The organism is Sphingobacterium anhuiense (assembly GCF_042686355.1).
Taxonomy (GTDB): domain Bacteria; phylum Bacteroidota; class Bacteroidia; order Sphingobacteriales; family Sphingobacteriaceae; genus Sphingobacterium; species Sphingobacterium anhuiense.
This window is the reverse complement of the sequence record NZ_JBHUPE010000004.1, coordinates 161,682-176,670: the sequence shown is the minus strand read 5'-3', so window position 1 is coordinate 176,670 and position 14,989 is coordinate 161,682. Positions and strand designations below refer to the sequence as shown.

Annotated in this window: 11 protein-coding genes and 1 riboswitch; of the genes, 5 read left to right on the top strand and 6 right to left on the bottom strand. The window is 37.3% G+C overall.

From position 1 onward, the window contains the following. Positions 1 to 112: 112 nt before the first annotated feature. Positions 113 to 1,045: an alpha/beta fold hydrolase gene (locus ACFS6I_RS06375; RefSeq protein WP_380918937.1), complete on the top strand. Its 933-nt coding sequence runs from the start codon at positions 113 to 115 to the stop codon at positions 1,043 to 1,045. A gap of 255 nt (positions 1,046 to 1,300) precedes the next feature. On the opposite strand, the gene ACFS6I_RS06370 is transcribed toward ACFS6I_RS06375, so the two are convergent. The 6 genes from ACFS6I_RS06370 to thiM form a co-directional block, all read right to left on the bottom strand. After that, positions 1,301 to 1,633, bottom strand: coding sequence for a nuclear transport factor 2 family protein (locus ACFS6I_RS06370; RefSeq protein ID WP_380918935.1), 333 nt, complete (start codon positions 1,631 to 1,633; stop codon positions 1,301 to 1,303). Between the two features lie 424 nt (positions 1,634 to 2,057). Then, positions 2,058 to 3,842, bottom strand: a complete 1,785-nt coding sequence (locus ACFS6I_RS06365) for a DUF4091 domain-containing protein (RefSeq protein WP_380918933.1) — start codon at positions 3,840 to 3,842, stop codon at positions 2,058 to 2,060. 179 nt (positions 3,843 to 4,021) lie between these two features. Further along, the gene (gene tenA / locus ACFS6I_RS06360; RefSeq protein WP_380918931.1) at positions 4,022 to 4,672 is read right to left on the bottom strand and encodes a thiaminase II; all 651 of its coding nucleotides are present in this window, start codon (positions 4,670 to 4,672) and stop codon (positions 4,022 to 4,024) included. Next, entirely contained in the window at positions 4,659 to 5,492 is an 834-nt protein-coding gene (thiD, locus tag ACFS6I_RS06355; RefSeq protein WP_380918929.1) for a bifunctional hydroxymethylpyrimidine kinase/phosphomethylpyrimidine kinase, read from the bottom strand. Before thiD ends, tenA begins: the two co-directional genes overlap by 14 nt. Beyond that, positions 5,489 to 6,127, bottom strand: coding sequence for a thiamine phosphate synthase (thiE, locus tag ACFS6I_RS06350; protein ID WP_380918927.1), 639 nt, complete (start codon positions 6,125 to 6,127; stop codon positions 5,489 to 5,491). Before thiE ends, thiD begins: the two co-directional genes overlap by 4 nt. Next, positions 6,124 to 6,921, bottom strand: coding sequence for a hydroxyethylthiazole kinase (gene thiM, locus ACFS6I_RS06345; RefSeq protein WP_380918925.1), 798 nt, complete (start codon positions 6,919 to 6,921; stop codon positions 6,124 to 6,126). Before thiM ends, thiE begins: the two co-directional genes overlap by 4 nt. A 63-nt stretch (positions 6,922 to 6,984) precedes the next feature. Next, positions 6,985 to 7,078, bottom strand: a riboswitch (TPP riboswitch). A gap of 530 nt (positions 7,079 to 7,608) precedes the next feature. Between thiM and ACFS6I_RS06340 the strand changes: the two genes are divergently transcribed. From ACFS6I_RS06340 to ACFS6I_RS06325, 4 genes are all read left to right on the top strand, one after another. Next, entirely contained in the window at positions 7,609 to 10,950 is a 3,342-nt protein-coding gene (locus ACFS6I_RS06340; protein ID WP_380918923.1) for a SusC/RagA family TonB-linked outer membrane protein, read from the top strand. 31 nt (positions 10,951 to 10,981) lie between these two features. Continuing rightward, positions 10,982 to 12,667: a SusD/RagB family nutrient-binding outer membrane lipoprotein gene (locus ACFS6I_RS06335; RefSeq protein ID WP_380918921.1), complete on the top strand. Its 1,686-nt coding sequence runs from the start codon at positions 10,982 to 10,984 to the stop codon at positions 12,665 to 12,667. A gap of 124 nt (positions 12,668 to 12,791) precedes the next feature. Continuing rightward, a complete protein-coding gene (locus ACFS6I_RS06330) occupies positions 12,792 to 13,364 on the top strand; it encodes a redoxin domain-containing protein (RefSeq protein ID WP_380918919.1) in 573 nt (190 codons plus the stop codon). Further along, positions 13,361 to 14,677 carry a cytochrome c gene (locus tag ACFS6I_RS06325; protein WP_380918917.1) on the top strand — a complete coding sequence of 439 codons (1,317 nt, stop codon included), beginning with the start codon at positions 13,361 to 13,363 and terminating at the stop codon, positions 14,675 to 14,677. Before ACFS6I_RS06330 ends, ACFS6I_RS06325 begins: the two co-directional genes overlap by 4 nt. The last annotated feature ends 312 nt before the right edge of the window (positions 14,678 to 14,989 follow it).

The following is a 14,989-nucleotide window of genomic DNA, read 5'->3' as shown; positions in this document are numbered from 1 at the left end:
ACCGCTAATATGGGCGCATTTACCGAATACCGCTTAAAAAAATAAAATAATCATTTGATATTGAGTTAATTAATATAAAAAAAGAATAGCACCATACTTTAAATATAGAAGCATGAAATTAATGATCATTTTAATCTTTATTACATCTTTTACGATCTCCTTTGTTTATCCTCAAGTCTCTGAGCGAAAATTAATATCCATTAACAATAAAAATATGGCTTATAGCACATTTGGACTTGAAGGTAGAAAAACCGGTGAACCGATTGTTGTATTTGAGAGTGGACTTGGTTCTTCTGGAGGAAGTAATGGAAGTTTATTTCCATTTATTCAGAATAATTTTGCAGGTATCGTTTACGATAGAAACGGAATTGGTGAATCTGAATTGGATAGTACAATAAGAAGCGATGCGGATGTCATAAAAAGACTTCACGATTTATTGACTACTTTAAAAATAAGTCCACCCTACCTCCTAGTTGGGCACTCGATAGGTGGACCATTTATTCGTTTGTTCGCTTCAAAATATCCTGAAGAAATAGCCGGTCTATTTTTCATAGATCCAACAGATTTTATGTTGACCAAAGAAGAGGATGATGAAGTAAAGTCCAAAACAGGTAGTAGAACAGGGTATCAGGAACTTTTGAGTATAAACCTTCAAAATATCCTAAAAGACCCTACTATATCAAGAGGTTTCCGACATGAATTGAAGAGAGAGTTGGATGAAAGTACCCCCAATTTTTTCAAAAATTATACTTCTTTACCACCACTACCTGATATTCCGGTTACCGTAATGATTGCATACAATAAGCATATAGAACAATACGAAACTAAAATGAATGAAGAGTTGCAATTGGGTATCAACTTAATTCCTTGGTGGAAAGCACTCGATCACCTTCGTATAGAGCACTACGCGGAAATGATAAAAAATAACCGTAACAGTAAATTAATCTTATTACCACGGTACAGTCATGGTATACATCAACAGGATCCTAAATTAGTAGCTGAGGCTTTGATAGCGACATATAAGAGTTGTCTTCGATCTTATTAACAAAAATTAATGATTGAAAATTCACTTGTACGAGTTAGCTTACTGTAGTAAATAACTCTACATTATCTATAAGATCAATTCAATAACATAATTACTAAAACTATATGCCATGAAAATGGCATAGTTGAAAATAACAATAAAAGCCGCATCTCACGACGGGGCTTTTTACTTTATAAACATATGATACTTATGGGGGTTTCGCTAGATATGTATTGAAGCAATCAACTACCCCCAGAATTGATTTGAACTAAAATTCTATTGATAAGTATGAATAGAAGCTATAACTTTCCAATTTCCATCTTCATTAATTAAGGTAATCAGATCAGTCTTCGTAAAAGACTCAAATTTCATGATAACTTTAGCAATCATATAATGTGCACATTCATCAATAATTTGAAGTGTCGTTTGACAGTTCATCTTCTCTCCACTCTGCTTTTTCAAAAAACTAATAAGTTCTGAACGGCTATGATTTGGATATTTTAAACCTTGCACGCGTTGACAAAAATCAGAAGAAAATAATTCTTCTATCCCTTGAGATTGTCCCTCAGTCATGACATCAATGTAATGATGGATAGCTAGCTTTGCCATTGAAAAGTTTATGCTCCTTTTCACAGGTCTTCCGTCAGCCATAGTACAAAATGACAGTATAACTAAAAATGTTACTAAACCTATTTTTATTGAAGTCTTCATTGGTTCTTTTCTTATATGTTCCCTTTGAAACTAACATCCCTAATTAAAATGATCAAAGTGAATAGAGTACCTACAGCTTTGAATACATGAATGTCTGTTCTGAACTACATCATAACTTTTGTAATTACAAGTTATTATTGGAAAGCAATATCCCATAAATCTAACTCTATGATAATTAGAGTCATTATTCTCTTATAATCATACTATCTCCAAGTTCTAGAAATTATAAAAATAAAAAAAAACCCTCCGAAACTTTTATTCCGGAGGGTTACAAATAATGATTATAGCAGTCGCAAAAACAAGTGCTAATATGAATTTACAATTAGTTCGTTATCTTAATCGATAGCTCATTCAATAGGGCCTTAGCTTCGTTTAGATTTGAATTCCAAACTTTAGTTCTTTCTGCACTATTTAACTTCTGGATCGCAGCTTCGAAACGCTTCAAATCCTCAGTCAATCCCTTCTCCTTAAGCGCTTTCTTGACGATTTGCACTTTTTCATAATCCTGAACACCTTCGAGTGTTCTTTCATAACGGATCGAGCTTCGCCCATTTGGATACACAATATAGGTATCACCTGCTGGCCAGGTACGGAATCGGGAATCTAAAATCGGGTTTTCTACCCATGAGTTGAATGCCCAATGCAATAATCCATCAAAATCAGCAGCTTCAGCATACCATCCCATGTAAGCAGACTCTGCAGGATCTGAAAACGTAAATTGATTTGGAAAATTATTCCCACAGTACACATAAAAAGTAGTGATCAAACCTCTTTTTTTACGATCGAGCAGATCTTCATGAGAAAAGGGATGATTTGCGGCAATACTAATATCTTTACTGTCAGGATAGCGCTGATAGGTTTTCTGATTATCCGCATAAGAAACACCTAAAATTGGTGCCACCTTTTTTAAAAGAGACAAAGCACCATCTACTTCTTCTTTTGTACGTTCGTCCATGGCGATATTTGTAATTCCCAACCAACCTTTTGAATCCAAATGTTTTACAAGGTCTTTTAAGAAAGGGGTCCATAATTCCTCAAATGCAGGTGTTCCTGGTTTTGCAACAACATTGACAACTTCATTTTTTGCTACATCGCGATAATGTATTTCATTATTCCATGGAACAATCGAATAGATATTAATCATCTTTTTAATGCCTAAGTCCATCATAAACTGAACCCAACGGTCAAATACTTTATAATCGTAAGCCCAAGTACCGTCTGCATTTTTGTTCCAAACAATCATGTCAGCATATGGATCATAAGTCTGTACATTCCATGGATCTTTATTCATGGTTGCAGTGATCACTTTCTGTCCTGCATCGGCTAACATTTTCATAACTGGTTTCATCGCTTCAAAATGGGCATCACTCCACATTTCTAATCCATGCACACGTGCTACAGCCGACGGATGTTGCCATTGATCCAGATGGAAGACCCATTCACTAGGCTTTGGCAATATATTTTCTAAAACAGTAACTTTCAATGTTAATTGGTCAGTAATCTTTCCTTTACTCTCGATGCGCACGTTTGCTTGATATTCTCCAGGGGTAGCATCACTCGGGATCTTCACCGTCAGCCAAACAGGACGTGCTTTGCTAGCTTCAAGATCGAATGCTGTTAGATCATCTAACATATCTGGTGATAATGAAGAAGCAAAATCCTCTTTCTTCCGATATCCACAGCCAGCAGCAAATTCATCAGTCATTACATAGCGAACGAAACGTGCTGAAGCAACATTTGAAGACATTTTAGCCCCCTTTGTACCTTTGAAATCTGATATAGTCACCTTGACATCCGGCGCAGCCTCTTTCGTCCATAATAACACTTGTGATGAAACCCTTTCTCCACGCCATCCGACTATAGCATCGCTAGACTTCTTCTCTAAATCAGGAACCAGGGATTTAGGATAACGCTTATCTATTGTTACAAACGAACTATGTAAGCCCTTTTTAACCGTGGACCAGTCAGACAATGCATCTTTCGTTGGATCCGCCATTTCTTGAAAATTCACCATTTCAAAGGCAGGTGTCTGTGCCTTTGCCGTTTGTACACTCCATAGCGCTCCGACAAGAAGTGCTGACGCTAAAGTTTTATTCTTAAAGCTCATATTTATATAACTTATTTTTTCAATTCAGATTTACCATAAGGATGTGATTACTTTTTAAACAAGAAAATTTAATAAGTAATCACAAAATATATTTTCACAACATGAAGCAAACTAATTAAATTTTAAGATGTATACAAATGCTAAACAAGAACAAACGTTTGCTCATTTTTATCAACACGTTAATTCCAGACCTTTTGATCGTAAGCGGCTTCCCAAAATTGATACTCCAGTCTAGATGCTAAAACAAATGCTTCACTCATCTTACTACGAATAGCATCAGTCGTATTTGCGGCTACTTGATCGCACATAGCAATTGCTTGCCGTACAGAAATAGCAAAATCTTCTCCTCCGTATGTATCAATCCATTTTTGGTACGGATTATCAAGTATTTTTTCTTGTCTAGCAATATATTCTCCCACTTCTTTATATATCCAAAAACAAGGTAAAGTTGCAGCCATCCCAACCTCTATAGGATCTAGCGCTGCTGTACTTTTTAGGTAATGCACATAATGATGGCAAACAGGCTGAATATCACCTTTCTCGGTAACACCAAAATCTTTAAAATAAGAGTCGTGCAAGGCATTTTCGACAACAATTGCATTTTCTCCAAAACGCATATAGGATAGCGCATCTTGAACATCATGTGCCCGAGCACCAATAAGGGCTAATGCTCGACCAAAATGTTCAAGATAAAGCGAATCTTGAGCCATGTAAAATTGAAATTTTTCTTTCGGCAAATTTCCTGTCGTAAGTTCCTTTATAAAAGGCATGTCTAATATACACTGATATTCATCTGAAATACTATTCCAAACCTGTTCAGACCAATTCATATTTAATTTGTTTTTGAGGATTAAAAAAATGATTTAAAGGACCGTTGCCCATCCCTAATTGTACATCTGACCCTTGCTCTATTGCATTAAAAACATAATTTTGTGCTAAAGAAACGGCTTCAGATATTGTATTCCCCTGTGCCAGATAAGCGGCTATTGCAGATGATAGTGTACAACCGGAACCATGGGTATTCTTCGTTTTAATTTTTTTACTTTTAAATATTTCCGGTTGGCTATTCTTATCAAATAATATAGATTGAAGCGTATCTTGTTCCAGATGCCCACCCTTTACCAAGACACGCTCACAACCTAATGCAAGAATTCTTTCCCCTGCAGCGTACATATCTTCTAATGTTTCTACTGTCACCTTGGCCAGTATACCTGCTTCATCCATATTAGGTGTAATCAAATCTGCTAAAGGAAATAGTAGGTCGATCATTGCCGTAATAGTTTCTTCCTCAATAAGTTTGTGGCCACTGGTAGCAACCATAACAGGATCAAATACAAGGGGTACTTTTTTATATTTCTGAAGCGTCTGTGCGATCGTAATAACCAATTGTGGTGTATGCACCATTCCTATCTTTATGGCATCAGGAAAGACATCGTCCATAATAGATTCAATCTGATCTGCTACAGCTTCCAGCGCTATGGGATAAATCTTGCGCACACCCATCGTATTTTGTACAGGCAGTGCTGTCAATACGGAAGTAGCATAGCATCCTAATGCTGAAAAAGTTTTGATATCGGCTTGGATTCCGGCTCCCCCACTGCCATCGAAACCTGCGATCGTCAGCGTACTTGGATAACGGTATTTTTTCATTTCAAAATTTCATTTTTAAGTTCATAAGCTGCTTTTTCCGGATCTTCACTTCCACATATCGCAGATACTACAGCTAAACAATCGGCACCTGCTTGTATAACACGACGCGCATTTTGTATGTGAATATTGCCGATAGCAACCAGCGGTTTGTCTGTACGTTGACGAATCTCTACAATACCCTTTAAACCCCATTCTGTGATAGTGTCTTTTTTCGTTTCAGTATTAAATACAGGGCTGATACCCAGGTAATCGGATAATGGAATTTGCGGATTTTTTAACTGTTCAAGATTTTCAATCGAATAACCGACCAGAGGTCTTGGACTGTTCCAGACTTGCCTAATATTACTAGGAGATATATCACGATTACCTACGTGAATACCAGCCGCATTTAATTCTTGAGCCACTTCAAGATTATCATTGATGATTAGCGGAATTGTGTATTTGTCAGTAATCTCTTTCAATTGTTTAGCTTTAGCTAAGTATAGGTCAGATGTTAGATTTTTTTCTCTAAGCTGTATGACATCGACACCACCCAGAATTGCTTTCTCTGCTACGTGAAGGAAATTTTTCCCACGGCAATCCTGCTCTGAAATTACGAGGTATAGCTGATAAGGAAAAGATGTATCTAAATTCATAATATGCCAAATTTTAATGTATTATTAAATTCAGCCTCAGTGATATTATATAGTTTATCAAGAAGTTTAACTTGCAAACTACCCGGCCCATTACTTTCCTTCTCAGCTAATTCTCCCGCTACTCCAATTAGAGCCATTGCAGCAGTTACAGCCTCTGTTTTATTGGTGATTACAGCCATAAATGCGCCAATAAGCGCAGTTGCAGAACAGCCTAAACCGGTTACTTTTGTCATCAAAAGATGTCCATTTTTTAGATGAATCTCCTGACTCCCAGAAATCACGATATCAGTTTCGCCAGAAATACAAACAACGGAACCATAATGTTGATGAAGATCCAATGCTGCTAAAACTGCTTCACCGCTTTGAGAAGTACTATCCACCCCTTTCGTCTTTATAAGATTAGATTTGTTTAGTGCGATAATTTCAGATGCATTACCTCTTATGACAGTGGGTTTTTCACGAAGCAATTCTTTTAGAATATGATCGCGATAAGATGTCGCCCCCGCTCCAACAGGATCTAAAATCCAAGGTTTTCCTAATTGAGAAGCAGTATTTGCAGCCAATAACATAGATTCAGACCACACTTCGTCTAACGTTCCTATGTTAATAACAAGTGAATCGCTGATCGTGACCATCTCGACTACTTCAGATTTAGCATGCGCCATAATGGGTGAAGCACCAACAGCCAACAAGGCATTGGCAGTATTATTCATGACGACAAAATTAGTAATGTTATGTACGAGTGGCGATTGCGCTCTTACTTGTTGGATATGCTTCCAAAGTGTTTTCTCCATATTCATTTCATTTTATAAAAGATTGAATGCCTTAGGAGAAAAACCACCTACAAAACAGCACAAGTGTACTGCATTGCTTTTCCCTACGTCGGTATTAGCCGTATCAGGTTCAAAGGGACTCTCTCAATTCTTTTTTAGAATACCCCTAAAGCATAACAAAGATATAAAATATAAACATTCATTCTTATAGTTATTCCACGATATATTTTATTAAGAAATGTCTCCATATAAACATCATCCAACAATTCCAATAATGGATAGTTTTTAAAAATTTAAGAGTAATTTTAGACACTTTTTAATTTTCTCTTTAAAGATAAAATTTATACCCCTCGGATATATACTTGTTCTATAGATTACAATTTCATATATGTCATTAATTAGAACAATTTCATTGAATATTGAAAAAACAGCAGTAGTTTATTGTTTTTAAAAATAAATTTCAGTTAAAAAATAATTGAATCATTCTAATTATCACATTGAATAATTCTCAATAAACACTACATAATCAACATGTTGTATTTTAAAAATAGATATGATCCATCTCAATAGTTACTTTTATTGATTTATTAATAATGTTTTATTTCTTCAAGAAACTTTAATTTTTTTTTTAAAAAGATTTGCAACTTGTAACATTTTTATGTTATTTTATCAAAAATTACTAACCCCTATTTTTTAACCTACAGTAACATGAAAAAACTCTACACCTCCTGTTGTATGGCGGTTTCGGTATCCCTCATTTCGATATCCAATCTGCAAGCACAACAAGCTCTCACTGGGAAAGTGACGAGTGCCACTGGACCAGTTTCAGGAGTAACCATTACCGTGAAAGGTACTTCGCGAGCCACCCAGTCAAAAGAAGATGGTAGCTATACCATCCAAGCTCAAAAAGGCGAAACACTACGTTTTACCATTATTGGTTACGTCGCACAAGAAGTATCAGTTGGCGATAGTAAAATCATCAACATGACTATTAAACCTGAAGAGGGTTCCTTAGAAGAAGTCATTGTAACCGGTTTCACACAACGCAAGAGAAGTCAGATCGGATCTGCCGTCACAACAATTTCTGGAGACGATATCCGTCGAACTGGCGCAATTAATCCAATTGCGGCACTGCAAGGCATGGTACCCGGACTTCAAGTGCAACCAGGCGTTGGTGGTCCTCAAGCAACACCAGTTTTCCGTATACGTGGTAGTGCTTCTTTGGATCCATACAATAATCAACCTTTAGTGGTAATTGACAATATTCTGATGGATACAGATATGGTTTTACCAAACCGTGGCGGTAACCAGGATTTTGGCAATATCTTGAAAGATCTTAATCCAGATGATATCGAAAACATTACAGTACTAAGAGGTGGGGCTGTAACAGCTCTTTATGGAAGCCGTGCACAAAATGGTGTTATTGTAATCACCACTAAAAGTGGATTTGCTCAAAAGGGATTAGGTGTATCCGTTACCCAAAATACACAATGGGATCAAGCGTATAAAACCCTAGACTTTCAAAATCATTTTGGTCCGGGAACTACCAGTAGTGATCTTGATTTTATAAAAACAGCCGATGGTAAGCTTCAGGTTGCTGCTCCCGGATATAATTTTGGACCACGATTTCAAGGCCAAACGGTATTGGACAATGATGGTCGCGAAATTGTTTTCTCAGCAAATCCAAACAACATGCTTGATGCTTACCGTGTAGCACCAAGCACTAATACTTCAGTAAGCATAACTGGCGGGAATCCCCAAGGCTCTTTCCGATTATCTTATTCGAATAACTCTTCAAAAGGGATTACCCCAAATAATGATTTCAAGAGAAATAGTGTAAACTTTCGCGGTACGCAACGTGTTTTAGGTAAAATAATTGTGGATGCAAATGTAAGTTATGTCAAAAGTAAAGCTAAAAACCCTGCCGACGTAGGCGGAGGAAACGCATTACTCTCTGGAAATACAGATGCAGGCAGTATCTTAATGAACTTTGCTTCTGGTATACCTCGATATTATGACACCAAATATTGGAAGAACAATTATATTGCACCAATCGGTGGTTGGAATGAGGCAGATCAAACCGGATTCACGAGTGTTTTATATAATTTATACGAAAACAATCGGGTTTCTGAAGACGATAATTTCAGAGGAGTAGTTGATGTACAGATTCCTTTTACTGATAATTGGAAGTTTCAAGGATTTGCTAACATCAATTACATCGGTAGCAACTTTGAAAATAAGACTCGAGGACGTGACTCCGCGTATGCAAACCCTTACTACGCGACTAACACAAGTAATCGCTTTACTTCGCAGTTTAGAGGTACATTGAACTACACGAAAAAATTCAATGATTTTAATCTTATGGTGTTAGGGGGAGGTGAATATTACAGTTTCACATCCAAAGGTCAATTTGCGAATACCGATGGCGCAATTTATCCTGATATATATCGCCTTAGCAATTCACGAAATCCTATCAAAGGAGGTGAATATAAACCCCAAAAAAGAAATTTAGGCTCATTATTTTACCAAGCTTCCATCGATTACCGCGATGAACTGACATTAAACGTTTATGGCCGTAATGACTGGAACTCGTCACTAGTTTATAATGACGGGCATGGAACCTACTCTTATTTTTATCCAGGAGTAGACGCGATTTGGAAATTTAACGAAACCTTTAAGGAGAAACTTTCACCTTTATTTAGCTATGGGGCTCTAAGGATTTCTTATGTGGAAGCTGGAAATGGTACAAATGCTTACACGACAAATACAGGTGCATATTCTGGAGGAAGTCCATATTTATCTTATGCAGGACTTTCCGTACTTAACTATGCCTATTCAAGTAACACTCTTCCTAATCAATTCTTAATTCCGGAACGAACAGCAAAATATGAAGCTGGGTTAGAAGTCCGAATGCTGAATAATCGCTTAGGTACTGATATATCTTTCTACTCTCAGGACTCTAAAAACCAAATTATTCCATTTGGAACACCAATAACATCGGGTGTTACCGCAGCTCTTCTCAATGGTGGGGTAATCCGAAACCGAGGAATTGAATTATCTCTGTACGGCACACCTATCAAAACAGAGAACTTTTCATGGGACACTCGTTTTAACTATACGCGAAATCGAAATACTATTTTATCTCTGCCATTTGGGCTAGAATACTTAGGAGTCGGCGGAGGCGATGGCTATCAAGCTATTGCAAAAGTAGGTGGTGATTACGGAACTGTAATCGCTCCTTATGGATATGCAAGATACCAAGCAGTCGACGGTACTCGAAACCCTATTGAAAGTCCACTCAATGGTCAGAAGGTATTGCTAATAAGTGGCGCTTCAACATTATATGAACGCGCCGCTAACTATACTGAAGGCCTAGATAAGTCTCCTGTATTAGGTTCTATCCTTCCAAAATTTTTAGGTAACTGGCGCAATACTTTCAATTACAAAACAGTACAATTGGTTGTCGCTTTAGATGCTAAATTTGGCGGCATGGTCTATTCCTCGACCAAAGACTTAGGTTCATGGTTAGGAACATTAGAAAGTACGCTTCCTGGACGTTCAGCTGAATTTGGTGGTGTACCTTATACGACAGCAGCTGGAGTTCAAAGAACAGATGGGATTGTTTACGATGGGGTCTATAAACAAGGTAGTGCTATAACTGTCGGAGGCAAAACCGTAGATCTATCTGGAATGTCTCATCAAGAAGCTATTGATGCGGGTTATGTGCGTCCTGCGAGTGCCTTAGCTTATTATGCTAATTCACATTCCTGGTTCCGAGGTATTCGTGAACGTTCTATGTATACATCTTCATGGGTTTCGGTACAGCAAGTTGGTTTAAATTATGATTTGCCAGCTACTGTCGCAAAAAAACTAAAAATGAATGGGTTGCGTGTTGGTGTTTATGCAAATGATCTTTTCTTCTTGTACAACAGCGCACCAGATAATTTTAATCCATATAGCGTCAGTGACAGCGGGTCGGGTGCTATGAATGAAGGCTCGGCAATGCCATATGTTCGTCGTTTCGGCTTTAGTATAAACGGAAGTTTCTAATAGGATGATCTTTGAATTAAAATTTACAGAAATGAAAAATAAAATCAATATATGGGCCATTCTTTTAGTCTTTGTACTATCAGCTGGCTGCAGCAGGGATAAATTTGCTGATTTAAACACAGACCCTGATGCAATATTAACTATACCCCCGGAATATGAATTACCTACTGGCCTCTTGGCTATCCATGGAAATGAACGTTATTATGACCTTTATCTAGGTATCTACTACTGGTCACAAACCTTTTCTATTGGATCTGGAAATGCAGAGGGCTCCTATCAAGCCTCGGGTAATATTGGTGCTCGATGGGGCATGTTTTATAACGGTGTAGGGAATCGTCTTGTAGACATTAAGGAAATTATTAAAAAATTACCTGCTGAAAAGCAAGCATCTTATGTACATCTTAATGCCATTGCGGATATTCCATTGGCATACTTTGCATGGTATACTTCAGATGTCTATGGGAGCATGGCCTATTCAGAAGCATTTAGGGCGCGTTACACAACACCACCTTTACTGACACCTAAATATGATACACAAGAACAACTGTATGATATCTTGGATCAACAGCTAAAATCTGCAGTTGAAAGACTTAAAGCTCCAACAACTGTTACCCAAACCCCTCTTACTGGTTACGACATCTATTATGACGGTGATGCTACCAAATGGATTAAAGCAGCAAACAGCTTACGTCTCAAAATGGCGATGCGTTTAATGAAACGAAATCCGACCAAATTACGCACCATTGCAGCAGAGGTATTAGGAGATAATGTTGGTGTTATTAGCAGTGATGCTGAATCATGGAGGTTCATTGCAGGAAACGGACGTACCGGAGGTGATGACAATCCAGCTAATCAACGTCCTGTGTCAGGATCGAAAAATATGGTCGATTTTATGTGGAAAACAAGTGATCCACGCATAAGGATTTACTATGAACCATCACACTTTACAAAAGAACGTTTTGAGGCGGCACAGGAACAGGGAAAAATTCCAGCTTCTTTTGCTTGGGATGGTCAGCTTTACCGTGGACAGTATGTTAGTCCGGACGCCTCACAGGACGCAACTAAGGCACCATATTTTGCGGCTATATCCTATAAGTTTAATAATATAGACGTAACTGGGGTTAGATTACCGTCATCTATCCGTCCAAGCTATTTCAATAGCACACCAAACAATGGAAATATGACATATCCGCTGATTAACCTTTCAGATGTATTATTCATGCGTGCTGAACTTGCTCAACGTGGTATTTACGGCACACCAGCAGATGCACAGAATTGGTACTACAAAGGCATTGATGCAGCATTAGCTGAGCATGATAAAGCAGCCTCAATTGCAAAAATAACGGGTTACCAAGCATTGACTCCAGAAGAAATAACTGCATATAAAGCAAAACCGGGTGTCGTATTTACCCCAGCTAATGCCCTTGAACAAATCTGCGTACAACAGTACATCAATTATTTCAAAAATAACAGCGAAGCATGGGCCCTTATTAAACGTACTGGTTACCCTTCGTTAACAGGAAATATTATGAAATCAGAGGAATTTATCAGTTCAGGTGTAACTCTTGAGATGCCACGACGGTTTTCAATTACTCGTCCTTCAGTCACGGATTTGAATGCACAAAATGTGAACAATGCAATTGATGAAATGATGAAAGATCCTGAATTCCGTAATCCTAATGAGATAACTGGAAGAGTGTGGTGGGATATGAAATAATACCTAGACAATAATAAGTAAATGACTAATTGCTTATATCCAATGTATTTAAAATTTACGTTGGATATAAGCAATTTTGTCTATATTCATAATTTGAAAACAAGACCATTTAAAAACTAATAAAGTGAAGAATATCGGCATAGCACTTATTTTACTTTTAGGATGTCTAAACAGCCAGGCACAACCAAGTCAGATCGATTACAAGTCGATTCCAACAGGCGTAACCATTGACAATAAGCAGTTCATATATACCGCTTTAAGCGCTATACCTCACGTTTATATTTTTTATGCTCCAGAATGTCCACTAAGCCAAAAGTATACATTGACGATAGCTTCTCTCTTCACTAAATTTGGAAACAAAATCAAGTTTTTTGGTGTATTTCCTGGATCTGAAGAAAGTGTAGGTCAGTTTGAAAACTTTAAAATTAAATATAAGATCAACTACCCCTTAATCAAGGATGAAAAATTAAAACTTATTACGACTTTAAAAGCGACTGTTACACCAGAAGTTTTTCTCATCGACTCATATGGAAAAATTGTGTATCATGGCGCGATAGATGATTGGGCTATAAAACTAGGAAAAACAAAACAGCAGGCAACAGTTAATTATTTAGAAAATGCAATAGAGGGATTACTGAACAACACCGCGGTAGAAACTCGTTATGTTAAACCAATAGGATGCTATATCGAACAATGAAATCCACTCTCCTTTATTTATTAGGTCTAATACTGCTTGCTACTTTAACAGTACAGCAAACGCATGCTCAAACCTATCAAGATGTTAAACAAATTTTAATAAGCAAGTGTGCCGTCTGCCACAAGAGTACCGATGGTGAGGCTCCTTTTCCATTGGAAACCTACCAAGACTTCAAGAAACGATCTAAAATGGTGAAAGAAGTAATTCAAACCAGCTTCATGCCACCCTGGATGCCAAATCCGCATTATCAAGACTTTGCAAACAACCGCCAATTATCATCAACTGAAAAGGAAATGATAATTAAATGGATAGACTCAGGAGCTCCTGAAGGAAAAAACAAAGTTAAACGACAAGTCGCTGCATCTGCGCCATTATTAACAGACCGTAAGCCGGACTTAACCTTAAAAATCGACAAACCGTTTATTGTAAAAGGGAATAACAAAGAGCGCTTCGTGCTGTTTAGGGTTCCGTTTGAAATGTTGGAGGAAAATACCATTGAAGGTGTCGAATTTTATAGTAACAACAAAAAGGTTGTCCACCACGTAAATTACATGTTCACTTCCATTCCTGATATATCAATGGATCTTAAGGCAGGAGATCCATATATTGACAATGCTGAGGAAACAGACTTAAAAAAGCTTATGCAATATGAGCCCTATCAGACTAATCCTATATTTTATACCGGATGGGTTCCTGGTGCTTCTGTTGAATATTATCCACAAGATTTTGGCTGGACACTTCCAAAAAGAGGAGTCGTGGTTTTTACAGTCCACTATTCTGCTACTGCCACTGACGAACAGTCTGTAGTAGGCGTGAATCTATATTTTAAGAAAAAACCAGCTAAAAGGCAGGTTAGAATTATTAGCTTAGGTTCTGGTGGGATTGGAGAAAGGGATATCTACCCCAGATTTGTTATACCTCCGAATCAAGTTTCTACTTTTTCATTAAAAATCAGAACTCCTGAGGATCAATCTTTATTATACGTATGGCCGCATATGCATTACCTTGGAAAAGACTTTCTTGCTTTTGCTGTTACAGCACAGAATGATACCATTCCATTAATTCATATCCCAAATTGGAATTTTGAATGGCAGGAAATGTATCGTATGAAAAAGCTCGTTAAGATACCTGCTGGATCGACTATTAATATTGTTGGTACTTATGACAATACTGCAAACAATCCGCAAAATCCAAACTCCCCTCCCAAGCAAGTATATTCAACTGGTAATATGACAGCAAAAGATGAAATGCTGACTTTCTTACTAATTTATGCTCCATATCAAGAAGGAGATGAAAATGTCTCATTAGAATAAATAAATAAACAAAAAACCAACTCCAGCCTAAGAGGGTGCTTAATTAACTTCAGGAACTTGATCTACAAAGATATGGTTCCTGAAGTTTTTTTGTTAAATCTGAGACAGATTTAAAACAGATTAACAAAATCTACTCATCCGTATTAGTTTTTGTAAAATCATATTAACACTGCTCTTTTTCATATTGTGCCACCATGTCATAACGCGAATCCTTTTATCGTATCAAAATAAAAACGATCGACTATACTTATCAATTTACATGGTGATGATTCAGTAGATAACTATTTCGCTTCAGAAGCTATTTTTACCAGT